The following is a 24,248-nucleotide window of genomic DNA, read 5'->3' as shown; positions in this document are numbered from 1 at the left end:
TAAGGAAGTTCCCAATGCCCGTATACAATGCACCAACCAAAGACATGCAGTTCGTATTGCACGAAGTGCTCAATGTATCGGGATCGGACATCCCGGGTTATAGCGAGCTTGAACCTGATTTTACCGGCGCTGTTCTAGAAGAAGCCGGTAAGATGGCGACAAATGTTCTGCACCCGCTGAATACAATCGGTGATACCGAAGGATGTCGTCTGGAAAACGGTGTGGTATATACCCCCACTGGCTTTAAAGACGCATTCGGTCAGATGAAGGAAGGCGGCTGGACCGGCCTGGACATGCCCGAAGAATTCGGCGGCCAGAACATGCCTTATGTCATCGGCTCTGCCGTGGCCGAGATGTTTTCCGCCTCGAACCAGGCGTTCACCATGTATCAAGGTCTGACCCACGGCGCAGCCTCGGCCATTCTGGCGCACGGCACCCAAGAGCAGAAAGAAACCTATCTGCCGAACATGGTTAGCTGCGATTGGACCGGCACCATGAACCTGACCGAACCGCATTGCGGCACCGACCTGGGTCTGATGCGCACCAAGGCTGAACCGCAGGCGGATGGCTCCTACAAGATTTCCGGTCAGAAGATCTTTATCTCGGCTGGTGAACACGACATGGCCGACAACATCATTCACCTGGTGCTGGCCAAGATCGTGGGCGGCCCCGAAGGCATCAAGGGTGTATCCCTGTTCATCGTTCCTAAATTCATGGTGAACGAAGATGGCAGCCTGGGTGAACGCAACGGCGTATCGGTCGGCAACATCGAAGAAAAGATGGGCATCCACGGCAACTCGACCTGCGTCATGAACTATGACGAGGCAACCGGCTATCTTTTGGGCGAAGAGCATAAAGGCATGCGAGCGATGTTCACCATGATGAACGAAGCCCGTATGGGTGTAGCCATGCAGGGTCTGTCCCAGGCCGACGCGGCCTATCAGAACGCGGTGGAATACGCCAAAGACCGCCTGCAGGGCCGCGATGTGACCGGTGCGAAAAACCCGGACGGTCCAGCCGATCCGCTGATCGTGCATCCCGACATCCGCCGCAGCCTGATGGATCAGAAAAGCTTTACCGAGGGTGCCCGTGCCTTTGTTCTGTGGGGAGCGACCATGATCGACAAGGCCCACCGCTCTGGTGACGATGCCGCCGATGGCCTGATCTCACTGCTGACGCCGGTCCTCAAAGGGTTCCTGACCGACGAAGGCTATGACATGACGGTCAAGGCCCAGCAAGTCTATGGCGGCCACGGCTACATCGAAGAATGGGGCATGTCGCAATATACCCGCGACGCCCGGATCGCGATGATCTACGAAGGCGCAAACGGCGTTCAGGCGCTTGACCTTGTGGGCCGTAAACTTGCCCAAGATGGCGGCAAACACGTCATGGCGTTTTTCGAAATGGTCAAAAACTTTTGCAAGGAAAACGCAGGTCAGAACGAAGCCTATGATACGGCGTTTATCGAACCGCTGAAAGCGGCCTCCAAGGATCTGCAGGCCGCTGCCATGTACTTTATGCAAAGCGGCACCAAGAACCCCAACCATGCGCTGGCTGGGTCGAATGACTTCATGCACATGTTCGGTCATGTCTGCCTGGGCCTGATGTGGGCACAGATGGCAAAAGCCTCTTATGCCGCACTTGAAGCCGGGACTTCGGACACCGAGTTCTACGAGACAAAGATTACCACCGGCCAGTTCTACATGGCGCGTCGCTTGCCAGCCACCGGTCTTCATCTGACACGCATCCAGAGCGGTGCGGATACTGTCATGGGCCTGGACGCGGCAAGCTTCTGATCTCTGACCGGCCCCAGACCATCTTGGGGCCGGCCATTCGAAAGGCTCGATATGCCAAAACGATTTCGCCTAACACGCCGTTTCCCGGTCGCCATGACCGAAGACGGCTATCGCAAACTCAGAGGGTTCGCGCGCGAGGCTGGTCTGGACGAAGGTGAGGCACTGTCATTCCTGTTCGAGAACTTCAACAGTGTCATCGACGAAGAGAGCCTGACGCACCGTTTGCGTATCTTCAATTCCGAACTTGAAGAGCGCAAACGATAAGAAAACAGACCCGCCCAAAAAAGGGCGGGCTACATGATACAGCACATCGCACTGACTCATGTGCCAAGGGAGGCAAATGATGACCATCAAACTGCATTGTTTCGGCGTCAGCGGAAACTCGTACAAGGCGGCGCTGGCTCTGGAGTTATCAGGGTTAGAATGGGAAGCCGTCGAAGTCGACTTCTTCAAAGGAGTGACACGCACTCCCGAATTTCGTGCCACTATCAACGAAATGGGTGAAGCGCCCGTCATGATTGATGGCGACTTTCGCACCAGTCAGTCCGGGGCCATTCAGACTTATATAACTGAAAAAACAGGCATGTTCGGAGGAAAGACGCAGGAAGAGAAATACGAGGTACTGCGCTGGGTGCTGTGGGACAATCACAAACTCAGCTCGATGGCAGGCCTGACCCGTTTTTTGATCAACTTTCTGCCGGAAGAACATCGCAACCCAGATGTGATCGCATTCAACCAGGGTCGCCTGAAGGCTGCGTATCAAGTCCTGGATGCACATCTGAACGGTCGCGACTGGATCGTTGGGGACGGCGTAACCAATGCTGATCTCAGCTGCTGTGGCTATCTCTACTATCCTGAACCCTTCGGCTTTGACCGCACCGAATGGCCAAATATCGACGCCTGGCTGACACGCTTGTCCCAGCAGCCTGGCTGGAAACACCCCTACGACCTGATGCCCGGCTCTGTGCCGGATCGAGCTTAAGGAGAAAACTATGACCGACGCATATATCTATGACGCCCTGCGTACTCCGCGCGGCAAAGGCCGCAAGGATGGCAGCCTGCACGAGCTGACTTCGGCGCGCCTGTCCTCGCTGACATTGAACGCCGTAAAAGAGCGGAACAATCTAGAGGGCCACGCCGTAGAGGACGTCATCTGGGGCAACGTAACCCAGGTTATGGAACAGGGCGGCTGTCTGGCACGAACCGCAGTGCTGGGTTCTGATCTGGATGAATCGATCCCCGGGCTGGCGATCAACCGGTTCTGCGCGTCCGGCATGGAAGCCGTGAACCTGGCTGCTAACCAGGTCAAGGGCGGCGCAGGCGACGCATACATTGCAGGCGGTGTCGAGATGATGGGCCGCGTGCCTATGGGCAGCGATGGTGCCGCGATTGCGGTTGATCCCTCGCTGGCGATGAACACCTACTTTGTGCCGCAGGGTATTTCGGCTGACATCATTGCCACTGAATACGGTTTCTCTCGGGATCAGGCCGACCAATTGGCGATGGAATCGCAGCGCCGTGCAAAAGCTGCGTGGGACGACAACCGGTTCTCGAAATCGGTCATCACCGTTAAGGATCAGAACGGCCTGACCATTCTGGACCATGATGAATACATGCGCCCCGGCACGGACATGCAAAGCCTGGGTGGCTTGAACCCCGCATTCCAGATGATGGGCGAGCAAATGCCCGGCTTCGACAACGTCGCAAAGCTGAAATACCCGCATCTGGAAAAGATCAATCATATCCACCACGCGGGTAACAGCTCGGGCATCGTGGATGGTGCAGCGGCAGTTCTGATCGGCAACAAGGAATTCGGCGAGAAGTACGGCCTGAAGCCGCGCGCACGCATCAAGGCCACGGCCAAGATCGGCACCGACCCCACCATTATGCTGACCGGTCCGGTTCCGGTGACCGAGAAAATCCTCGCCGACAACGGCATGAAAATCAGCGATCTCGACCTGTTCGAAGTGAACGAAGCCTTTGCCTCGGTTGTTCTGCGCTTCCAGCAGGCATTCGATGTCGATCCGGCTTTGGTCAACGTCAATGGCGGCTCGATCGCAATGGGCCACCCGCTGGGCGCGACCGGCGCGATGATCATCGGCACCCTGCTGGATGAGCTTGAACGTCAGGACAAGGAAACCGGGCTGGCCACGCTTTGCATCGCATCCGGCATGGGTGCAGCAACGATCATCGAGCGCGTCTGATGCCAAAGCTGGATCTCTCTCAGATTCCGTTTCAGGGCGGCTCGGCCTATCCGGGCAAGCTGGCCGAGGCGACCGCAGGCCGTTTTGTTCAGCGCCTCGGTGATGCGGGCGGGCTGACCCAGTACGGGGTCAACATCGTACGGCTTGAACCGCAAGGCATGTCCTCGCTGCGCCACTACCATATGGAGCAGGACGAGTTTGCAATCATGCTAAGCGGCACCTGTACGCTGATCGACGACGATGGCGAGCATGAAATGCAGCCCGGCGATTGCGCCGTATGGCCCGCAGGTGAAGCCAACGGCCATCACCTTGTGAACAACACCGATGCGCCTGCGACCTTTCTGGTGGTGGGCACACGGACCCCGAACGAGACCGGCTATTACAGCGACTTAGACATGATGGTGAAGGATGATGAGAACGGATTCTCCTTCACCCGGAAAGATGGCAGCCCGCTAACGGCTGACCAGATTGGAGATGACAATGACTGATTTCACTCTGAGCAAAGACGCGGACGGCGTCGCCATTATCACCTGGGACGTCCTAGGAAAGTCCATGAACGTGATGTCTTTTGACGGCTTCGCACAGTTGAGCGATTGCATCGATCAGGCACTTGCCGATGACGAGATCAAAGGCATCGTTATCACCAGCGGGAAAGAAGGTTCGTTCGCCGGTGGCATGGACCTGAACCTGCTTGCGGTGATGAAAGAACAGGCGGGCGACAACCCCGCCAAGGGCCTGTTCGAAGGCACCATGAATATGCACGGCGTGCTGCGCAAGATCGAGCTGGCGGGCATGGACCCCAAGACCAAGAAAGGCGGCAAGCCGATTGCAACCGCCCTGCCCGGTACAGCCGCAGGCATTGGCATGGAACTACCGCTGTCGACGCACCGCATCTTTGCAGCCGAGAACCCAAAGGCGAAATACGGCCTGCCTGAAATCATGGTTGGCATCTTCCCCGGCGCTGGTGGCACCACCCGTATGGTCCGCAAGGTCGGTGCGATTGCAGCCGCTCCGCTGTTGCTGGAAGGCAAGATGCTGGACGTCAAAAAGGCGAAAAGTGCAGGCTACATCGATGAGATCGCCGAGGATCCAGTTGCCGCAGCAAAAGATTGGGTGCTGAACGCCAAAGATGCGGACATTGTGAAGCCTTGGGATGCCAAGGGTTACAAAATGCCCGGTGGCGCGCCTTACCACCCTGCCGGTTTCATGAATTTCGTCGGCGCCTCGGCTATGGTGAATAGCAAAACCCAGGGTGCGTTCCCTGCCGCCAAGGCGTTGCTAAGCGCTGTTTACGAAGGTGCACTGGTCGATTTCGACACCGCGCTAAAGATCGAAGCACGCTGGTTCACCTCGGTCCTGCTGAACCCGTCTTCGGGTGCCATGATCCGATCACTGTTCCTGAACAAGGAAGCCTTGGAAAAAGGCGCCGTGCGTCCTGCGGGCGTACCGGATCAGTCAGTCAAGAAGATCGGTGTTCTGGGCGCTGGCATGATGGGTGCGGGTATCGCACTTGTATCGGCGCAGGCCGGTATGGAAGTTGTTCTGATCGACCGCGATCAGGAAGCCGCAGACAAAGGCAAAGCCTATACCGAAACGTACCTGGACAAAGGTATGAAGCGCGGCAAGGTTACGGCTGAAAAGAAAGAGGCCATGCTGGGCCGCATCACCGCGACCCCTGACCTTGATCATCTGAAGGGCTGTGACCTGATCATCGAAGCCGTCTTCGAAGACATGGGCGTCAAGGCCGAGATGACCAAAAAGGTCGAGGCGATCATTCCCGAGGACTGCATCTTTGCCTCGAACACCTCGACCCTGCCGATCAGCGACCTGGCCAAAGCTTCGGTGCGTGCGGATCAGTTCATCGGCATCCACTTCTTCTCGCCCGTCGAGAAGATGTTCTTGGTCGAGATCATCAAAGGCAAGGAAACCGGTGATCGCGCAGTGGCCAAGGCGCTGGACTATGTGCGCCAGATCCGCAAGACGCCGATCGTGGTCAACGATGCCCGCTTCTTCTACGCCAACCGCTGCATCATTCCCTACATCAATGAAGGTGCCCGGATGGTGACCGAAGGCGTCAGCCCGGTTCTGATCGACAACGCGGCACGCCAGTTGGGCTTCCCTGTCGGGCCGATCCAGCTGACTGATGAGACCTCGATTGATCTGGGTGCCAAGATCGCACGCGCGACCAAGGCCGCGATGGGCAACGAATATCCTGAAAGCCCGTCCGATGATCTGATCTTCTGGATGGAAGAACAGGGCCGTCTGGGCCGCAAGGCAAACGCGGGCTTCTTCGACTATGACGAAAAAGGCAAGCGCGTCGAATATTGGAAGGGTCTGCAGGACAAGTATCCGCTGGCAGAGGATCAGCCCGACCTGATCGAAGTGCAGGAACGCCTGATGTTCGCTCAGGTTCTGGAGGCCGTCCGCGCATTGGAAGAAGGCGTTCTGGAAGACATCCGCGAGGGTGACGTCGGCGCAATCTTGGGCTGGGGCTTTGCACCTTGGTCAGGTGGCCCACTGAGCTGGCTGGACATCATCGGCACCCCTTATGCGGCCGAGCGCTGCGATCAGTTGACCGCACAATATGGGGAACGGTTTACCTGCCCGCCGCTGCTGCGTGAGATGGCAGATAAAGGCCAAAGCTTCTACGGGCGTTTCAACCCCGAAGCCAAGGCTGCCTAAACAGTTGGTGCTGGCGTAAGAGACCTTACGCCAGCACCCTGCTTGTCGTGTTTGGTTGGTCTGCCGTTCAGATCACTGGGAGAGGTCGGCCCGGACGACCCGGGCGACGCGCGCCCCTGCTGGGTCTCAAAGGGACAACTTGTTCCAGCGAGATGGGTGCAGGCAGCGCACCCAACGGGTTGGCAAGGGCTGCCACGCGGCCCTCGGTTCGTATATCTTCGACCAATTCCGCCGCTGTTTCGCTTTCGGCAATTTGATAGCCCGCACTTGTGCCGCTGTGGCCGCCGAATCGCCCTGACGGGCAGAAGGCGCGCATGCCGCCTTCCATATAGACCACTTCATCCTCGTCAAAGAACAGTGCGCTGACATCGAATGATGATGCCGGGACGTCCGACTTGATGCGGAACAAACCGCTCAACTTTCGTGCTGCCACAACAGTCAGATCTGCAGTGCCATGCTCCAATGCTATACCCTGTTCAGGCATGATCCAAATCGTACCTGGGCTGTCGACGGCACTTGGGGGTACGCGGACTGGCAAATACTCGATCCGACTTTCTTCAGTAGGAACCGAAATCGTATCGACAGAAATGCGCCTTACTGCCTTAAAGCCGTTCTCGACTGTCCGGATCAGATCACCAGGCTGAATGTCTTCAATCGGCGTCCAGCCGTCGACAGTTGCAACCCTGGTCCCGTGGATCAAGCCGCCACGGCGCGCGTTCAGTTCTACTCTGGTTTCGAATTGTGTCCGGCTTTCCGGAACATCTGAAATACCCATGTCACTCACTACTTCAAACACGTGCCTCCCCCCCTGCTGGCACCAAAAACAATAGATATTCATTAGCATCCAAACCGATCACGCGTCCAAATTTTGACACATTTGAGCCTGATTTGGGTCCCAAACCCCGTTGGATAACGCTAAAAACGGAACAACGATCTGCAATCGCCCTGTATTAAGTCCCACAGGGAAACGATATTTCTGTCATCTAATCAAAAGAGTATCCGAATCTGTCTATATCTTCAGCGCAAGCCTCGGCGATGGCCTCCTGTGATGCGGCTGAATAATAGCTGCGGTAATCTTTCGCCCGCTCTGATCGATTCAGATGCGGCAGTGTGATCCGGAACCCCAGGTGGTCAAACAGAGGCTCTGCGTCCTGATCAAACGCTTCGAGTCTGATGAAATACTGGCACTGCTCGATACCATCGGCTCGCGTCACGTAGTGCCGCGCCGGATGTTGACGGAGCGATTGTTGCGTCGCAGGGTGGCAGACAAATCCTTCAAACGAATGGGCGCGGGCCAGCGCGATTGCGGGGTGATCAAAGCCTTGCACCTTGAGCCAGTGATAATAGCTGACAAGCCGATCCCAGGGATTTCGGACCAGGGTAAAGACTGTCATCCCCGACAACTCATCCGGTGAAAGAACACCTTCGATATCGGCGAGGGTTGAATGTTTCCAAAGGCGGCCACGCGCCGATAGCTGTTTGATCCGCCTATTGCGTTTCTTTGCCTTGGGCGTATCTCCCAGCAAAATATCATCCTTCATCGCGCGCTGTTCCAAAGCCAGCGACAAAGATGTCCCTCCAGTTTTGGGAATGTGGACGAAGATATAAGAGCGACCGCGCGAAATGATCACGATGCGGCCTCTGTAGCGGCGGGACGCGTGGACCGCCAGGCCAGCAGAACTCCGGCCGTTGCGATCAGGCATATGCCGAGGATCTGCAGAACACCGATATTCTGCCCAAAGACCCTCCAGGCGAACAAGGGTCCAAATATCATCACCGAGTATTCAAACACCGCCACATAAGAGGTCTCACCGATCTGATAGGATTTGATCAGCATGAATACCGCAATCGTCGACCCTATTGCCTGAACTATAATCCAAGGAATTGCCGGTCCCATTTGCCAGACCCAGCCACGGGTGACGAAGCCCTCCGGCCCAGCGACCGGAACCCCCGGAAACAAGGATAACACGATCAGCCCTACCGCTCCGGCCACTCCCAAGGTTGTCACCATAGCCGCCAGCAATGCCGTCGTGCTTTCCTGCGCGCAGTGGCTTCGGGTGATGACTGAACTGAACGCGTAGAACAGCCCTCCGGCGACCGGCAACAGCGTTTTTGCATCAAACTCGCCGGGATTCGGCTGCAACACGCACAAAATCCCGGCAAACCCTACTGCAACGGCCAGAATACGCCATGGGCCTATCCGTTGCTTCATGGCGACGGTTGTAATCAACAGCACAAAGATCGGCGACGTGAACAAACCCGCCAACGCCTGCGCAATCGGCATCAGCGCAAGCGAGGCAAAATAGAACAACATGGCCAATGTGATGAGAACACTACGCAGGATCACGGGGCCAAGCCTAATCGGGCGCAAGCGGCCCAGCCCAAGCAGTGACAGGCCCATTATCAACGGTAGCATGAGCAGTGCCCGGCTGAAATGGAACTGCCACAGACCGATCGTTTCGGCCACCAAGATGACCACATTATCAATCACGCCGATGATTGCCATAGCACTGACCATCAGCACCGAGGCCAAAACCGGTGAAGTCTGGGTGTCCGCCTGCATCATTTTCCCCGCGGCATGATGGAAAGCGGTAACAGAATATTCCGCTCGTCTAGGTATCCAGCACATTTCCTGAACATCGCGCAACAGGTTTGCGCCGGTTGAATTTAGCGTGTTAAGCTGGCTCCAATTAAGAACGAGCAGACATCACCCCGATGACGGCACTGAAACAGTTCCAGCGGATCGAAGCCACCGGTCTGTGGCGCCCCTCGCCCGATGTTCAGCGGCGCGAGGTTGTTGTGTCGATTGGCGAAGCGACGCTGACGATATCGGATTTCAACGACCGGGCACTGACGCATTGGTCGCTGGCCGCGTTAGAGCGCCAGAACCCCGGTGTTTTCCCTGCAATTTACCACCCGGATGGCGACCCGCAAGAGACGTTGGAACTGGCCCAATCCGAAACCACGATGATCGAAGCCATTGACCGTCTGCAGCGTGCCATCGACCGGTCACGCCCCCACCCCGGGCGTTTGCGGTGGTTCAGCGTGGCCGGGGTTGTGGCTGCTGTGGCCGCGCTCATGCTGTTGTGGTTACCGTCAGCATTACAAAACCATGTCGTATCCGTCGTTCCCGAAATCAAACGTATCGACATCGGCGACACAATCCTGAGGCGCATCGAAAGAGTGTCAGGCCGCGCCTGCGTGTCCGAGGGCACTCAGGAAGCACTGGATCATCTGGCGGCAAGAACGGGCGTGCGCTCAATCGTTATCCTACCAGCCGGAGTACAGACCAGCCTGACCCTGCCGGGTGGAATTGTCCTGTTGAACCGATCTTTGGTCGAAGATCACGAGGACCCCTCGGTCGTGGCCGGGTACATCCTTGCGGAACGTGCACGTGCGCAGGCACAGGACCCACTGGATGATCTGCTGGACCGGACCGGCATCAGATCTGCGTTCCGCCTGCTGACAACCGGTGAGCTGACACCTCAGATTGTCGACAGTTATACCGAAGAAGTTCTATCAGAACCCCGTCCTGCTGTACCCGACGAGAACCTGCTGGAAATTTTTGCCGAGGCAGCTTTGCCCTCAGTCCCCTTTGCTTATGCGACGGACGTCACAGGTGAAACCGTGCTGGGCCTGATCGAGGCTGACCCGATGGCGGGTCAGCCCCTGCAGCAGATTCTGCCAGATCGCGAATGGGTCCGGCTGCAGAATATATGCGGCGGATAAGCCCGCTTATTTGGTCCCGAACATCCGGTCACCCGCATCGCCCAGACCCGGCATGATATAGCCTTTTGAGTTCAGCTCACGGTCCAGTGCGGCGGTGACGATGTGAACATCCGGGTGCGCCTCTTTCATGCGGGCAACGCCTTCGGGAGCGGCCAGCAGGCACAGGAACCGGATATCCGTCGCGCCAGCCTCTTTCAGCAAATCAATCGCGGCGGCCGAACTGTTGCCGGTTGCCAGCATCGGGTCGACAGCAATGACCAAACGGTCCTTCAGCCCCTCTGGCGCTTTGAAGTAATATTGGACGGGCTTCAAAGTCTCTTCATCGCGGTACAGGCCAACAAAGCCAACACGGGCCGAGGGGATCAGTTCCAAAACGCCGTCCAGCATTCCGTTACCGGCGCGCAGGATAGAGACCAACGCCAGTTTCTTACCGGCCAGGATGGGGGCGTCCATCTCTTCCATCGGGGTTTCAATGTGCCGGGTGGTCAATGGCATTTCGCGCGTGATCTCATAGGCCAGAAGCAAGGTGATCTCACGCAGCAACTGACGGAATTCGGCGGTCGAAGTGCCCTTGTCCCGCATGAGCGTCAATTTGTGCTGCACCAACGGGTGGTCGACGACGGTCAGGTGTTCGCTCATGATATCTCCAGTCTTTTCTTGACCCGCGCACGGGTCGCTTCATCGCAAAAAGCCGCATTCAGGGCGGTTTCATTCAGGGCGGCAAAATCCTCGGCCTCCCAACCGAAAGCTTTGGCCAACATCTCATATTCACGCCGCATTGTGGTATGGAAAAACGGCGGATCGTCGGTTGACACGGTGACCTTGACACCTGCCTCGCGCAACTTGGAAATCGGGTGGCTGGCAAAGTCAGGAAACAGGCCCAGAACCACGTTCGAGCCTGGGCAAACCTCGAGCGTCACACCACGATCAACGATCTCATGCACAAGGTCGGGTTCTTCGATCGCACGCACGCCATGGCCGATGCGTTCAACTCCCAGATCACGGATCGCATCGCGGACACTATCCGGCCCACCGAACTCTCCGGCATGGGTGGTCAGGCATAGTCCGGCCTCGCGCGCGCAGTCAAACGCCCACTTATAGTCGCCCTGAACCCCCATGGATTCATTGCCCCCCATACCGAACCCGGTAATCCAGTCGCCCGCAGTTTCAGCAGCACAATATGCACTGAGCTTGGCCTGTTCGGGTCCGAAATGCCGGACACAGGTCACCACGCCGCGCAGAGTGATATCGTATTTCCGCTCGGCTTCATCAGCGGCATCCTGAATGGCACTTAGATAGTCGCGCCAGGCCACCAAATCGCCACCGCCACAGAAATCGGGGCTCAGAAAGCTTTCCGAATACACCACCCCGTTCGCCGCGCTTTCTTCAAGAATAGCCAACGTCAGACGGCGGAAATCCTCGGGCGATTTCAGCACTTCACAGGCGGCCTCATATACGCTGAGGAAATGGGCGAAATCCCGGAAATCATAAGACCCGTCATGTTTGAAAATCCCGCTCAGGTCGATGCGCTTTTCATGCGCCAGCTGACGGATGAAGGCAGGCGGCGCGGCACCTTCGTGATGCAAGTGCAGTTCGATCTTGGGTAGGTCAGCGACAGTCATAGAAAGCTCCGCCCCGGCCCTTGTGCCGGGATATTCAGGTGATGTGCGATACTGGCGGCAATGTCGGCGAATTTGACCTGACCGATCTGCCCCGCACCCTGCCCTGCAATCAGGACAGGTACTTGCTCACGCGTGTGGTCGGTGCCGATCCAGCTTGGGTCGTTGCCGTGATCAGCAGTCAACAACATTAGGTCATCGGGGCGCAACCGGGTCAGAATTGCACCTATCTCTTGGTCAAACCATTCCAGCGCGCGGGCATAGCCGCTGATGTCGCGCCGATGGCCATAGAGACTGTCGAACTCGACAAAATTAGCGAATGTCAGGCTGCCCTCTTCGGCCTCATCGACCAGATCGGACAGATGACCCATCAAGTCAGCATCCGACCCTTTGCGCAGCGTGTCGATTCCCTGCATGGAAAAGATATCGCCGATCTTGCCCACTGCATGAACACGGCGGCCCGCATCCTGACACCAGTTCGTCAGCACCGGAGCGGGCGGCACGATGGCAAAATCCTTGCGGTTGGTCGTGCGGGTGAACCCTTGTTCGGGCGAGCCGACAAAGGGCCGTGCGATCACACGCCCCACTTTCATCTGGTGCAAACGTGGGGCCAGCGCGCGGCAGAGGTCAAGCAGACGGTCTAGGCCGAAACTTTCTTCATGCGCGGCGATCTGAAAGACACTATCGGCCGAGGTATAGCAGATCGGCCAACCGGTTCGCATATGCTCGGCCCCCAATTCGGCGATGATCGTGGTGCCCGAGGCGTGGCAATCCCCCAAAACCCCTTCGGTTCCGGCGGCCTCGGCTGCGGCCTTGCTCAGATCAGCCGGAAATGATGGTGTTGTATTGGGAAAGTAATGCCAGTCCCACGGCACAGGCAGCCCTGCTAGCTCCCAATGCCCCGATGGCGTGTCCTTGCCCGGTGAATCCTCACAGGCGCAGCCCCACAGACCTGTCGGCTGGGCCAGCAAACCCGGCGTTTCCGCACCCGAGGCCAGCCGTGCCGCAGCACCCAACCCCAGCGCATCCAAATGCGGTAGATGCAAAGGCCCGGATCGCCCCTCTTCCGCCTGACCTTGTGCACAAGCCTGCGCGATATGGGCCAGAGTGTTTGCCCCAGTATCCGGCATGTCGCCATTAAAGAACTGATCAGCATCGGGCGCACCGCCGATACCCACAGAATCCATCACCACAAGGAAGGCGCGGCTCATGGCGTGATCCTCTCGTGGACAAGGGATGGCACCACTGGTTTACCCGTTCCAAGCGTGATCGCCTTTTGAACAGCATCAGCCGCACGTCGCGCGGCATCCTCGCGGGCGGCATGGACGACAGCCAATGGCGCGCCTTTTTCGACCCGGTCGCCCAGTCGCACCAGATCTGACAGCCCGACCGCAGGGTCGATCACATCGCTTTCAACCTGACGTCCGCCACCCAATTCGACAACCGCAAGGCCCAGAGCCTCTCCGTCTATCGTGGTTACATAGCCCGCAGCGGGAGCAGACACTTCGAGGATCACGCTGGCTTCGGGCAAATAGCGCGACCAATCGTCGACAAAGTGAATGGGTGCCCCAACTGCGGCCATCATGCGGCCAAACCGTTCTGCGGCACGGCCATCGCGGATGACCTTGGCGATTTTGTCCCGGCCTTCTTCCGAAGTGGCAAACATACCGGCGTCAGCCAACAGAACCCCGCCCAGCTCGGCAGAGATCACAGCCAACGGCGCATCAGGCGCTTGGGTCAATACCTTCATGACCTCATCCACCTCAAGTGCATTGCCCAGCGCAGAGGCAAGCGGCTGGTTCATATCGGTTATGACTGCCGAAGTCCGACACCCTGCAGCGTTGGCGGTTTCTGTCAGCGCCTGTGCCAGATTGCGCGCGTCATCAAGGGTTTTCATAAAGGCCCCACTGCCAACCTTAACGTCTAGCACCAGTGCATCCGGGCTGGCTGCAAGCTTTTTCGACAGGATCGACGCGGTGATCAGGTCGAGGCTTTCAACTGTCGCCGTGACATCCCGAATGGCGTAAAGCCGTTTGTCCGCTGGCGCGATTTGCCCGGTGGCGCCGACAATGGCTGCCCCCGTTTCGTTCAGCACCTGCACCAGCCGGTCCTGGCTGATCTGGGTGGTCACACCGGGGATGGATTCAAGTTTGTCCAACGTGCCGCCCGTATGTCCCAGTCCCCGACCAGAAATCATTGGCACATAGGCCCCAAGCTCGGCCAGTGCGGGGGCCAGTACCAGGCTGACGCTGTCGCCCACACCCCCGGTCGAGTGTTTATCGATTACCGGACCTTCCACATCCCAGTTCAGGACATCGCCGCTGTCGCGCATCGCAATGGTCAGATCGGCGCGGCCCTGCGCGCCCAACCCGCCCATGCAAACCGCCATGGCAAAGGCCCCTGCCTGCGCGTCACTGACCCCACCATCGGCAAGCCCCTGTGCAAACCAGTGCAGTTCTTCGGCGGAGGGTATATCCTTGCGGCGCAACTTTGCGATGATCGAGCGGGCGTCCATGGGGTCAGACATCCTCCATATGCGAGGCGTCAAATGCGCCTGGCAGCAGATCCCCGATAGTGGTTTTCAACTCCGCCCCGTCCAAGCTGGCCAATACCACCTTGACGTCACGCTTGCCGAACTCGGCCAGTTTCTGGCGGCACCCCCCGCACGGCGGTACTGGCTGAGGAGAGGACGCGACCACGTAAACCTCGGTCAGTTCCTGCTCGCCAGCAGCGACCATGGCGGCAATGGCTCCGGCCTCGGCGCAAGTGCCTTCGGGATAGGCCACGTTTTCCACATTGCAACCGGAGTAGATCTGCCCCGACAGGGACCGGATCGCCGCGCCGACCTTGAAATTGGAATAAGGCGCATAGGCGTTTTCCCGCACGGACAAGGCTGCGTCTTTCAAGCTCATGGCGATTCCCTATTTTTTGATCATCTGGTCAGAAAGTCATACCCTAAATGAAAGCCCCCGGGGAATTGAAGCCCCGAGCGCAGAATTCCTGAGCCAAAATGCTTAATCCAGAACCGTATTGAACACGCCAGGCAGCGTGACCTCAAGCAGTTCAACATCATCGGTCGGATCAGACAGGCGTGTGCGCATACCCGGCGGGATGACAAAGGCATCGCCCTGTTCCAGCCGATAGGGGTCACGCCCCTCGCCTTCGAGCGTCAACTCACCGTTCATAACGAAGGTGAAATGAATATCGGTATCATGTGTAGCCCAGGCGGTGTCACCCTGCCCCCGACGCACCACCTGAACGCCTGCGACACCCATCGTGTTCTGGGCAATCGTGGTGTTGCGACAGATATAGCCCGGCAAACGGAACGGCCCCCATTCTGCTCCCTCGGCCCGGTTGTAGACAAAGCGCTGGCCCTGCCATTCGCGATCCGGGCGGTATTGCGGGGTCGGCAACTGCATTTCGTGGTCGATTTCGGTGACATGTTCGGCAGGAACACCAATTTCGATCACCTGCACATTGTCCGATGCTTCCAACACACGATGGCGGATTTCGGGCGGCTGGATAAAGCAATCGCCGGCGGTCAGGCGCATCTTGTCGCCCTGATCCTCGTAAACCACATCAACCCAGCCATGGATGCAGAAAATCAACTGAAACCCGACCTTGTGGAAATGCACCATGTCTGGAACCGGACCGCCATCAGGAATGCGGATATGGCTGGCAATGATCGACCCGCCCAAGCGATCGGGTACCAAATCGCGATAATGCATTCCGGCGCGCCCGATGACCCACGGGGCCTGATCCTTGAGTCTGCGCACGACAAAGGAATGCACGGTATCCGGCATCACCATCGGCGGGTTCAGCTCATCAATTTCGACACGCGTCCCGTTCGGCGCGACCAAACTGCGCTGGCCAGCCGCAAACTCATCCGGATTTTCGGTCAGAATGCGCAACATTCCGGGCGCCTCGGGTGCATCCTGTTCGATCCGTAATCGCAATCCATGCCCCGAGAACACGGCGACCCGAGGGTCATCAGCCGGATAGATCATATCCATCCGCATCCCCAGTACCTTGGTAAAAAACGGGATGTCGTCACGTAATTCCTGCGTCGGCAGACGAATCTCAGCTTTGGTCTGATTGCTGGTCATTCAAGTTCTCTTCGGTCGTGGCTTTGGGCCATCCGATCAGAACAGAAGCCAAAATGCCAATCGAAAAGAACATCTCAAGCGTTTCTTCCAACACAAACAAACGCATGATCATCTGGTCCGACAGGTCGTCTTTCAGTGCGCCACTGACTTCTTCCAACCCCTGCGCAACCACCGCACACATACCGGCCAGAAAGAACACCATTAGAAACGGGACCCGATGCTTGAACGCACGCCACCCGTTTGGCACCCCGTGCCAGAGCAAGCCGCCCAGAACCAAAACAGCCAGGATGACGCGAACCGCGTTCATATCGAGCAGCGTGTCCAGCCCATTCAGAATCCCATATGGCAAGCTATCTACGGCATAGATATCCGCAGCAAGTTCGCGCTCTGCCAGCAGCAAACAGACGAGACCGATATAGAGACGGGAAATCCCGCGATACCGGAAAAGCGCAATGCCCCCGGCCAGAACAAGCGCCGCGGCCGAAATGGATTCGAACGGGCCACCCTCATGGCTGAGGGACATCGCCTGCACCGACCAGATACAGAGGACCACCAAGATCAGCAACGCAACTCCAATCGCTGCACGAAACAGCGGCTGGTCCAGCCCAAAGGACCGCTTGGTATCGGTTGTGACGGGTATCGACTGAGATTGTTTTTCCGGGGTCATCTTGGGCCTTCGATCTCCTGTGGAAGCGGTGCCGAATATGAAGATGCGCGACCGTAACCATATTAGAACATAATTCAACCTACGGCCGTGTTTGGCAAAAATCCATTTATGAAGTGACGTCACGTAGCCAAGGCGCCAGAAATAGTTTAACCCTTCAACCAAATTCGGAACGGAGATGAATTGCCTATGTCTGACACTCCCAACCTGCGACAGGCCGCGCTTGATTATCACGCTCACCCAAAGCCTGGAAAGCTCGAAATCAGGGCTACGAAACCCATGGCCAACGGTCGGGATCTGGCGCGCGCCTACTCGCCCGGCGTCGCCGAGGCCAGCCTGGAAATCAAGGCCGACCCATCCAACGCCGAGCTTTACACTGCGCGGGGCAATCTTGTTGGCGTGGTCTCGAACGGAACAGCAGTGCTGGGCCTGGGCAATATAGGCGCTCTGGCTTCTAAGCCGGTGATGGAAGGCAAAGCGGTTCTGTTCAAGAAATTCGCAGGGATCGACTGTTTCGACATCGAGGTTGACCAATCCAACCCCGAAAAGCTGGCCGATATCGTTTGCGCGCTGGAACCCACGTTCGGGGCAATCAATCTTGAGGACATCAAAGCCCCCGATTGTTTTATTGTCGAAAAACTGTGCCGCGAGCGGATGAACATCCCCGTTTTTCACGATGACCAGCACGGCACCGCAATCGTCGTGGGCGCCGCTGCCAAGAACGCGCTGTACGTTGCCGGGAAAAAGTTCGAGGATATCAAAATCGTCTCGACCGGCGGAGGCGCGGCTGGGATCGCCTGCCTGAACATGCTGGTGAAGCTGGGTGTGAAACGCGAAAACATCTGGCTGTGTGACATTCACGGGCTTGTCTATGAAGGGCGAGCCGAGGACATGAACCCGCACAAGAGCCAATTTGCGCAAAAGACTGATCTGCGCACGCTGGATGACGTGATCGGGGATGCCGATCTGTTTCTGGGGCTTAGCGGACCGAATGTCCTGAAACCCGAAATGGTCGCGAAAATGGCCAACAGACCAATCATCTTCGCGCTGGCTAACCCGACGCCCGAGATTCTGCCGGACGCAGCTCGCGAAGTGGCCCCCGATGCGATCATCGCAACCGGTCGCAGTGATTTTCCCAATCAGGTGAACAACGTTCTGTGCTTTCCTTTCATCTTCCGGGGCGCCCTGGATGTTGGTGCGACCGAAATTAACGACGCTATGCAGATCGCCTGCGTAGACGGTATCGCTGATATGGCCCGGGCAACGACCAGTGCAGAAGCCGCCGCCGCCTATAAGGGCGAGCAACTGACCTTCGGACCTGACTATCTGATCCCAAAACCTTTTGACCCGCGCCTCGTCGCTGTTGTGTCCTCGTCAGTGGCCCGGGCGGCTATGGACAGTGGCGTTGCCAGGCGTCCGATTCCAGATATGGAGGCCTATAAAGAGCGCCTGAACCAGACGGTTTTCAAATCCGCCCTGATCATGCGCCCGGTTTTCGAGGCCGCAGCAGCTGCGTCGCGCCGAATAGTATTTGCCGAGGGCGAGGACGAACGTGTGCTGCGCGCCGCTCAGGCCATTCTGGAAGAAACCACGGAAACACCGATCCTGATCGGACGTCCCGAAGTCATCGAAGCGCGATGCGAGCGCCTGGGCCTGACCGTGCGTCCGGGCGAGGATTTTCAGATCGTGAACCCTGAACATGACAATCGCTACTATGATTACTGGACCTCATATCACCAGATCATGCAGCGCCGCGGTGTCACCCCTGATCTGGCCAAGGCCATCATGCGCACCAACAGCACAGCCATTGGGGCGATCATGGTCCAGCGTGGCGAGGCCGACAGCCTGATCTGCGGAACCTTTGGCGAATACCGCTGGCACCTAAGCTATGTCGAACAGGTGTTGGCCAATGGCGACCTGCGCGCACATGGCGCTTTGTCTCTGATGGTTCTTGAGGACGGCCCCTTGTTCATCGCCGATACACATGTGAGGCAATTACCAACGCCTGCAGAGCTTGCCGAAACCACCCTGGGCGCGGCCCGTCATGTCCGGCGTTTCGGGTTGGAGCCAAAAATCGCGTTCTGTTCGCAATCTCAATTCGGCAATCAGGCCGAAGGCTCGGGCAAGCGCCTGCGGGCCGCTTTGGAGATTCTGGACTCGGAGCCGCGCGATTTCACATATGAGGGTGAGATGAATCTGGACGTAGCGCTTGACCCTGAACTGCGGTCGCGCATCTTCCCGCATTCACGTCTAGAAGGTGTCGCCAACGTCCTGATATTTGCCCACGCAGATGCCGCCAGCGGTGTGCGCAACATCCTGAAGATGAAGGCCAACGCGCTGGAAGTTGGCCCGATCCTGATGGGTATGGGCAACAAGGCACATATCGTGACCCCCTCGATCACCGCACGCGGGTTACTGAACATGGCGGCGATCGCAGGAACGCCTGTCGCTCATTACGGGTAAAGGGTCACGGATCCCCTCCGGGCACCGAAACAGGTGCCCGGACTGATTCCTTCATATTTGCACCAATACATTTGCAGTTTTGCAAAACTGTGAATTCGGCGCGCAAAATCCATAAATTGCCGACAGGTTTGCAAAAATTAGCAGGGAAATTCTTATACATCTGCAAATATTTTGCGATAAAGTGACGCCCCGTCACTTCGACCGCTTGTCTGCCCCCTATACCCCGCCCTAGACACGGTGCAGGGATTTTTCGGAGGAGACCAAAGTGGCATATCAGGACGTTTACCAGAGCTGGAAATCCGATCCAGAGGCATTCTGGATGGAAGCTGCAAAAGGAATTGATTGGGTTCGGCCACCCAGCAAGGCTTTGTTTGACGACAATGCTCCTCTTTATGAATGGTTCTGTGATGCCAGGGTCAACACCTGCTGGAATGCAGTTGATCGCCATGTCGAGAATGGTCGCGGTGAACAGACGGCCATCATCTATGACAGCCCAATCACCCACACCAAGCGCGAGATCTCATATGTCGAACTGCGCAATCGGGTCGCTACTTTGGCCGGGGCATTGCGGACAAAAGGTGTCGAAAAGGGCGACAGGGTTATCATCTATATGCCGATGATCCCCGAAGCGCTTGAGGCGATGTTGGCCTGTGCCCGGCTGGGTGCGGTGCACTCGGTTGTGTTTGGTGGCTTTGCAAGCAACGAATTGGCGGTCCGTATTGATGACGCCAAACCAAAAGCAATCATCGCCGCTTCTTGCGGGATGGAGCCGGGCCGTGTGGTGCATTATAAACCGCTGCTTGACGGTGCCATCGAACTTGCCAGCCACAAGCCCGATTTCTGCGTGATATTCCAGCGCGAACAAGAGGTTGCGCATTTGATCGAGGGGCGTGATTTCAACTGGCACGGGTTCCAGTACGGTGTTGAGCCTGCGGAATGTGTTCCTGTCGATGGCAATGATCCAGCTTATATCCTGTATACATCAGGCACGACCGGAGCGCCCAAAGGGGTCGTACGGCCGACGGCCGGCCATCTGGTCGCGCTGAACTGGACGATGAAGAACATCTATAACGTGGATCCCGGCGACGTATTCTGGGCGGCTTCTGATGTCGGCTGGGTCGTTGGCCACTCATACATCTGCTACGCGCCGCTGATCCACGGAAACACCACGATAGTGTTCGAGGGCAAGCCGGTTGGAACCCCAGACGCGGGCACCTTCTGGCGGGTGATATCCGAGCATAATGTTCGCAGTTTCTTCACTGCTCCCACCGCAATCCGCGCGGTCAAACGTGAAGATCCCAAAGGGGAATTAATCCCTGAATACGACCTCTCCTGCCTGCGAGCCCTGTTTCTGGCCGGAGAGCGGGCGGATCCCGACACGATCGAATGGGCTAAAGACGCGCTGAACGTTCCGGTTATCGACCATTGGTGGCAAACCGAAACCGGTTGGACCATCGCGGGCAATCCGCTGGGGATTGAAGAACTGCCAACCAAGCTAGGGTCACCTGCCAAGCCGATGCCCGGTTACGATGTGCAGATCCTGGACGAAGGTGGCCACCCGATGAAACCCGGAGAGCTGGGTGCGATTGCGGTGAAACTACCCCTGCCCCCGGGCACCCTGCCGACGCTGTGGAACGCCGAAGACCGGTTCAAAAGCTCGTACCTGAACCACTTCCCCGGATACTATGAAACCGGCGATGCGGGCATGGTCGATGAGGACGGCTACCTTTATATCATGGCGCGCACCGATGACGTGATCAACGTCGCCGGCCATCGTCTGTCCACCGGCGGCATGGAAGAGGTTCTGGCCGCACACCCTGACGTTGCCGAATGCGCCGTGATCGGCGTGTCGGACCAGCTGAAGGGCCAGATGCCGGTTGGTTTCCTGTGTCTGAATGCGGGCTGTGACCGCGACCATGGTGACGTCGTTCAGGATGTCGTCAAGTTGGTTCGCGAAAAGATCGGACCGGTCGCTGCCTTCAAGCTGGCCGTGGTTGTCGACCGGCTGCCCAAGACGCGGTCGGGCAAGATATTGCGCGGAACCATGGTCTCGATTGCGGATGGCAAGGACTACAAGATGCCCGCCACCATCGACGATCCGGCGATTCTGGACGAGATCACCGAGGCCCTCAAATCCATCGGCTACGCCCAGTAGAAAATCGGCGCGCCTGCCGCCTCTTGCAACCTGACACCGGGCCTCTACTGTCTGACCAAGACAGTGAGGCCCCATGACAGAAACCGACATCTGGCGTCTGAACGCCACCGATCTGACCGCGTTGACGCGCAACAGGGAAATCAGCGCGGAAGAGGCCGTCAAAGCCTCCATCGACCGGATGCAACAGGTCAATCCTGCGCTGAATGCGGTTGTTGAAGATCTGAGTTCACAAGCGCTGGACCGTGCGCGAAATCTGGACAAGGCGGTCGGTGACGGAGAGCAGCCCGGCCCCCTGCATGGTGTGCCGGTCACCATCAAGATCAACGTCGATCAAAAAGGACGTGCGACCTCGAATGGGGTCGTTGCCCTGAAAGACGTGATCGCCCCGGATGATGCGCCGGTTGTTTCCAACCTGCAAAAGGCGGGCGCCATCGTCATCGGTCGCACCAACACGCCCGAATTTTCATTCCGTGCTGACACAGACAACGAACTGCATGGCCGCACGCATAACCCCTGGGGACGTCATATCTCGCCCGGGGGATCTTCTGGTGGCGCGGGCGCAGCTGTGATGGCTGGGATCGGTGCGCTGGCCCATGGCAACGATATAGGGGGCAGTCTGCGATTTCCTGCCGCCGCCAATGGGGCGGTTACCGTCAAACCGGGTCTGGGTCGTGTTCCGGCGTGGAATCCCAGCCAATCGGCAGAACGGGGCATATTGGCACAATCGATGTCGGTGCAGGGTCTGATCACGCGCTCCGCAGCGGACCTGCACCTGTCCATGCCCAGCTTGATTGCGCCCGATCCGCGCGATCCGTTTCACGTGCCGATGCCGTGGCGGGGTGAGGACCAAACCGGCCCGATCAAGGTCGCCTTCACCAAGCAGACCTTTGGATACGATTTGCATCCCGAAGTCGACAAGGCTCTGGATACGGCACGCGATGCATTGATCGAAGCAGGCTATGTAGTGGTAGAGGTCGCACCACCCGATATCTTTGAAGCTGGTCGTGGCGGGTACCGCGCCCTGATGGGCGAAGTTTTGACCTTGTTGAAAGCCGATATCGAGGCTGCGGGATCAAAAACAATCCGCGACATATTCGAGGTCTACTTTCAGGAATTCCCACCCATAGTTGGCACAGACCTTATCGAAATGCTGGCCAAGCGCAGCCACTATGCGCGCGAGTGGTCTCTGTTCATGCATAACTATCCTCTGGTCCTGTCACCATTCCTGCCACAGCCGTTCTTCAAACCGGACCGAGATACCGAGGGCGCCGAGGGCGTGCATGAAGTTCTGGGCTGTGCGGTCTATTCCTATGCGATGAACTTCATCGGCCTGCCCGCGGCATGTGTTCCGGCGCGGCTGGCCGAGCTGCCGCATGGGCCGCAGCCGATCAACATCCAGATCGCAGCCCGCAGATGGCGCGAGGATATGGCCGTAGACGCCGCCGCGGCGATAGAAGACCGGGTAGGGCAAATGTGCCTGCCATTGTGGAAGAAAATGGGGACGTCCTTCTAAATAGACGTTGTCCAAAAAAAATTGACCCCGGGGTTTTGTACCCGGGGTCCGCTTTCTAAAATATGCCTAGAAATCCGATAACGAGCGTAGCACCACCTACCCTCGCCCGCACATAAACTGCACGTTCATTTCGAAACCGCCGTTGATGGCCACTCACTTCCACCATGGCGTGTTCTCCAGGCAAGTTCACACTACCTTAATGTTAATCGGATTCGTGTGAACTGGTTCACACAAGCGCGATTAATTCGTACCTGGCCTTTCATTTAGGTGAACTGTTCCGAAATCAGACGCTCTTCCAGGCCGTGGCCCGGGTCGAACAGGATACGGTGCCGAATCGCCGGTTCAGATCGAATTTCGACCCAATCAATATCCGGAAATGAATTTGAATCCGCATCCGCCATGACCGGCCGCTTGTCCGCATCCAACACATCGAACCGCACCTGGGCGATTTTGGGCAGCAGTGCGCCCCGCCAGCGTCGCGGACGAAAGGCTGCAATCGCTGTCAGAGCTAGAACATCCGATCCAATCGGCAGGATTGGCCCATGCGCGGAATAGTTATAAGCCGTCGATCCTGCTGGCGTTGACAGCAAAGCGCCATCGCAAACCAATTCATCCATGCGCACGCGACCGTCCACACTGATCCTCAGCCGCGCCGCCTGAGGGCCTGCCCTTAGCAAAGAGACCTCATTGATGGCTAGCGCCTCATGAATCTTGCCGGACTGATCCATCGCGCGCATTGCCAGCGGGTTAATGACCTCTTCTTCGGCGGCGGAAAGACGGTCCATCAGGTCTTCTTCGTGGAACTCGTTCATCAGGAACCCGATTGTTCCACGATTCATGCCATATACGGGCGTATCGAGGTGCTGCATGTTGTGCAAAGTGTGCAGCATAAAGCCGTCCCCACCCAGTGCGACAATTACACCGGCATCACGCGGCGCCGCATTGCCATAGCGCCTGACCAGTTTGTCGCGTGCGGTTTGAGCCACCTTGGCGTCGCTGGCAAGAAAAGCGATTCTTTGAATCATCTATTGTGGTTTCCAGTGCTGCACATTTGGTTCCGAAACAATCATACCTTTCCCCTATAGACCAGACTTGACGCCACCGCTGGCCAAATCGTCGCTTTAAGCCTTTTGCCGATGTCCCGTTTCCGATAGGAAATCCGCAAGAAATCCCAGCATTGTGGAGCCCCCATGAACGCCAATCTACGTGATACCGGTTTTTTCACCCAGTCTCTCTCAGCGCGCGACCCAGAGCTGTTCGGCTCGATCACGTCCGAGCTGGGCCGTCAGCGCGACGAGATCGAATTGATCGCGTCCG

The 24,248-nt window shown here is 57.6% G+C and carries 21 protein-coding genes; 10 read left to right on the top strand and 11 right to left on the bottom strand.

Going from position 1 to position 24,248, the window contains the following annotated elements; genetic code table 11:
* Positions 1-14 precede the first annotated feature (14 nt).
* The 6 genes from AC2FFF_RS02730 to AC2FFF_RS02705 all read left to right on the top strand — a co-directional run bounded on the left by AC2FFF_RS02730 (position 15) and on the right by AC2FFF_RS02705 (position 6,682).
* Positions 15-1,796, top strand: coding sequence for an acyl-CoA dehydrogenase C-terminal domain-containing protein (locus AC2FFF_RS02730; RefSeq protein ID WP_281971802.1), 1,782 nt, complete (start codon positions 15-17; stop codon positions 1,794-1,796).
* Between the two features lie 51 nt (positions 1,797-1,847).
* A complete protein-coding gene (locus AC2FFF_RS02725) occupies positions 1,848-2,060 on the top strand; it encodes a hypothetical protein (protein WP_142632813.1) in 213 nt (70 codons plus the stop codon).
* Between the two features lie 79 nt (positions 2,061-2,139).
* Entirely contained in the window at positions 2,140-2,778 is a 639-nt protein-coding gene (locus AC2FFF_RS02720) for a glutathione S-transferase family protein (RefSeq protein ID WP_281971801.1), read from the top strand.
* A 10-nt stretch (positions 2,779-2,788) separates the two neighbouring features.
* Positions 2,789-4,000, top strand: a complete 1,212-nt coding sequence (locus AC2FFF_RS02715) for an acetyl-CoA C-acetyltransferase (protein WP_281971800.1) — start codon at positions 2,789-2,791, stop codon at positions 3,998-4,000.
* Positions 4,000-4,488 carry a cupin domain-containing protein gene (locus AC2FFF_RS02710; protein WP_281971799.1) on the top strand — a complete coding sequence of 163 codons (489 nt, stop codon included), beginning with the start codon at positions 4,000-4,002 and terminating at the stop codon, positions 4,486-4,488. Before AC2FFF_RS02715 ends, AC2FFF_RS02710 begins: the two co-directional genes overlap by 1 nt.
* The gene (locus AC2FFF_RS02705) at positions 4,481-6,682 is read left to right on the top strand and encodes a 3-hydroxyacyl-CoA dehydrogenase NAD-binding domain-containing protein (protein ID WP_281971798.1); all 2,202 of its coding nucleotides are present in this window, start codon (positions 4,481-4,483) and stop codon (positions 6,680-6,682) included. Before AC2FFF_RS02710 ends, AC2FFF_RS02705 begins: the two co-directional genes overlap by 8 nt.
* 67 nt (positions 6,683-6,749) lie before the next feature.
* Here AC2FFF_RS02705 and AC2FFF_RS02700 read toward each other — a convergent pair whose 3' ends face one another.
* The 3 genes from AC2FFF_RS02700 to AC2FFF_RS02690 all read right to left on the bottom strand — a co-directional run bounded on the left by AC2FFF_RS02700 (position 6,750) and on the right by AC2FFF_RS02690 (position 9,245).
* Positions 6,750-7,478, bottom strand: a complete 729-nt coding sequence (locus AC2FFF_RS02700; protein WP_246097113.1) for a Hint domain-containing protein — start codon at positions 7,476-7,478, stop codon at positions 6,750-6,752.
* A gap of 187 nt (positions 7,479-7,665) precedes the next feature.
* Positions 7,666-8,313, bottom strand: a complete 648-nt coding sequence (locus AC2FFF_RS02695) for a sulfotransferase family 2 domain-containing protein (protein ID WP_281971797.1) — start codon at positions 8,311-8,313, stop codon at positions 7,666-7,668.
* Entirely contained in the window at positions 8,310-9,245 is a 936-nt protein-coding gene (locus AC2FFF_RS02690; RefSeq protein WP_142632801.1) for a DMT family transporter, read from the bottom strand. Before AC2FFF_RS02690 ends, AC2FFF_RS02695 begins: the two co-directional genes overlap by 4 nt.
* Before the next feature lie 152 nt (positions 9,246-9,397).
* Between AC2FFF_RS02690 and AC2FFF_RS02685 the strand changes: the two genes are divergently transcribed.
* Positions 9,398-10,411, top strand: a complete 1,014-nt coding sequence (locus tag AC2FFF_RS02685) for a hypothetical protein (protein ID WP_281971796.1) — start codon at positions 9,398-9,400, stop codon at positions 10,409-10,411.
* Between the two features lie 6 nt (positions 10,412-10,417).
* Here the strand turns inward: AC2FFF_RS02685 and upp are convergent, their stop codons facing one another.
* The 7 genes from upp to AC2FFF_RS02650 form a co-directional block, all read right to left on the bottom strand.
* The gene (gene upp / locus AC2FFF_RS02680) at positions 10,418-11,050 is read right to left on the bottom strand and encodes a uracil phosphoribosyltransferase (protein ID WP_142632797.1); all 633 of its coding nucleotides are present in this window, start codon (positions 11,048-11,050) and stop codon (positions 10,418-10,420) included.
* Entirely contained in the window at positions 11,047-12,033 is a 987-nt protein-coding gene (locus AC2FFF_RS02675; RefSeq protein WP_281971795.1) for an adenosine deaminase, read from the bottom strand. The genes upp and AC2FFF_RS02675 overlap by 4 nt, the downstream gene beginning before the upstream one ends.
* Entirely contained in the window at positions 12,030-13,241 is a 1,212-nt protein-coding gene (locus AC2FFF_RS02670; protein ID WP_281971794.1) for a phosphopentomutase, read from the bottom strand. The genes AC2FFF_RS02675 and AC2FFF_RS02670 overlap by 4 nt, the downstream gene beginning before the upstream one ends.
* Positions 13,238-14,545, bottom strand: a complete 1,308-nt coding sequence (locus AC2FFF_RS02665; RefSeq protein WP_281972384.1) for a thymidine phosphorylase — start codon at positions 14,543-14,545, stop codon at positions 13,238-13,240. Before AC2FFF_RS02665 ends, AC2FFF_RS02670 begins: the two co-directional genes overlap by 4 nt.
* Before the next feature lie 4 nt (positions 14,546-14,549).
* Positions 14,550-14,942: a cytidine deaminase gene (locus AC2FFF_RS02660; RefSeq protein ID WP_142632791.1), complete on the bottom strand. Its 393-nt coding sequence runs from the start codon at positions 14,940-14,942 to the stop codon at positions 14,550-14,552.
* Positions 14,943-15,044: 102 nt separating this feature from the next.
* Positions 15,045-16,136, bottom strand: coding sequence for a cupin domain-containing protein (locus AC2FFF_RS02655; RefSeq protein WP_282021872.1), 1,092 nt, complete (start codon positions 16,134-16,136; stop codon positions 15,045-15,047).
* On the bottom strand, positions 16,111-16,803 hold the full coding sequence (locus AC2FFF_RS02650) for a hypothetical protein (RefSeq protein ID WP_496882842.1): 693 nt from the start codon (positions 16,801-16,803) through the stop codon (positions 16,111-16,113). Before AC2FFF_RS02650 ends, AC2FFF_RS02655 begins: the two co-directional genes overlap by 26 nt.
* Positions 16,804-16,989: 186 nt before the next feature.
* Here AC2FFF_RS02650 and AC2FFF_RS02645 point away from each other — a divergent pair, with 186 nt between their 5' ends.
* The 3 genes from AC2FFF_RS02645 (at position 16,990) to AC2FFF_RS02635 (ending at position 22,931) form a co-directional block, all read left to right on the top strand.
* Positions 16,990-19,263 (top strand): NADP-dependent malic enzyme, encoded by a 2,274-nt coding sequence (locus AC2FFF_RS02645; protein ID WP_496882841.1) that lies wholly within the window; start codon positions 16,990-16,992, stop codon positions 19,261-19,263.
* A 265-nt stretch (positions 19,264-19,528) separates the two neighbouring features.
* A complete protein-coding gene (gene prpE / locus AC2FFF_RS02640; protein ID WP_496882840.1) occupies positions 19,529-21,418 on the top strand; it encodes a propionate-CoA ligase PrpE in 1,890 nt (629 codons plus the stop codon).
* A gap of 73 nt (positions 21,419-21,491) precedes the next feature.
* On the top strand, positions 21,492-22,931 hold the full coding sequence (locus AC2FFF_RS02635; RefSeq protein WP_281971793.1) for an amidase family protein: 1,440 nt from the start codon (positions 21,492-21,494) through the stop codon (positions 22,929-22,931).
* Positions 22,932-23,194: 263 nt separating this feature from the next.
* Here the strand turns inward: AC2FFF_RS02635 and AC2FFF_RS02630 are convergent, their stop codons facing one another.
* A complete protein-coding gene (locus AC2FFF_RS02630; protein ID WP_142632779.1) occupies positions 23,195-23,956 on the bottom strand; it encodes an NAD kinase in 762 nt (253 codons plus the stop codon).
* Between the last annotated feature and the right edge of the window lie 292 nt (positions 23,957-24,248).

This window comes from Ruegeria sp. YTSA226, from assembly GCF_059609905.1.
Note: the sequence above shows the minus strand (reverse complement) of the source record. Positions and strands in the feature narration are given on the sequence as shown.

Excerpts from the sequence above, each read along its gene's own strand:
- AC2FFF_RS02730 (WP_281971802.1), top strand. The coding sequence starts at position 15 with ATGCCCGTATACAATGCACCAACCAAAGACATGCAGTTCGTATTGCAC.
- AC2FFF_RS02690 (WP_142632801.1), bottom strand. The coding sequence starts at position 9,245 with ATGCAGGCGGACACCCAGACTTCACCGGTTTTGGCCTCGGTGCTGATG.
- AC2FFF_RS02630 (WP_142632779.1), bottom strand. The coding sequence starts at position 23,956 with ATGATTCAAAGAATCGCTTTTCTTGCCAGCGACGCCAAGGTGGCTCAA.
- upp (WP_142632797.1), bottom strand. The coding sequence starts at position 11,050 with ATGAGCGAACACCTGACCGTCGTCGACCACCCGTTGGTGCAGCACAAA.
- AC2FFF_RS02665 (WP_281972384.1), bottom strand. The coding sequence starts at position 14,545 with ATGGACGCCCGCTCGATCATCGCAAAGTTGCGCCGCAAGGATATACCC.
- AC2FFF_RS02720 (WP_281971801.1), top strand. The coding sequence starts at position 2,140 with ATGACCATCAAACTGCATTGTTTCGGCGTCAGCGGAAACTCGTACAAG.
- AC2FFF_RS02705 (WP_281971798.1), top strand. The coding sequence starts at position 4,481 with ATGACTGATTTCACTCTGAGCAAAGACGCGGACGGCGTCGCCATTATC.
- AC2FFF_RS02670 (WP_281971794.1), bottom strand. The coding sequence starts at position 13,241 with ATGAGCCGCGCCTTCCTTGTGGTGATGGATTCTGTGGGTATCGGCGGT.
- AC2FFF_RS02725 (WP_142632813.1), top strand. The coding sequence starts at position 1,848 with ATGCCAAAACGATTTCGCCTAACACGCCGTTTCCCGGTCGCCATGACC.
- AC2FFF_RS02685 (WP_281971796.1), top strand. The coding sequence starts at position 9,398 with ATGACGGCACTGAAACAGTTCCAGCGGATCGAAGCCACCGGTCTGTGG.
- AC2FFF_RS02650 (WP_496882842.1), bottom strand. The coding sequence starts at position 16,803 with ATGACCCCGGAAAAACAATCTCAGTCGATACCCGTCACAACCGATACC.
- AC2FFF_RS02675 (WP_281971795.1), bottom strand. The coding sequence starts at position 12,033 with ATGACTGTCGCTGACCTACCCAAGATCGAACTGCACTTGCATCACGAA.
- AC2FFF_RS02710 (WP_281971799.1), top strand. The coding sequence starts at position 4,000 with ATGCCAAAGCTGGATCTCTCTCAGATTCCGTTTCAGGGCGGCTCGGCC.
- AC2FFF_RS02655 (WP_282021872.1), bottom strand. The coding sequence starts at position 16,136 with ATGACCAGCAATCAGACCAAAGCTGAGATTCGTCTGCCGACGCAGGAA.
- AC2FFF_RS02645 (WP_496882841.1), top strand. The coding sequence starts at position 16,990 with ATGTCTGACACTCCCAACCTGCGACAGGCCGCGCTTGATTATCACGCT.
- AC2FFF_RS02715 (WP_281971800.1), top strand. The coding sequence starts at position 2,789 with ATGACCGACGCATATATCTATGACGCCCTGCGTACTCCGCGCGGCAAA.
- AC2FFF_RS02635 (WP_281971793.1), top strand. The coding sequence starts at position 21,492 with ATGACAGAAACCGACATCTGGCGTCTGAACGCCACCGATCTGACCGCG.
- AC2FFF_RS02660 (WP_142632791.1), bottom strand. The coding sequence starts at position 14,942 with ATGAGCTTGAAAGACGCAGCCTTGTCCGTGCGGGAAAACGCCTATGCG.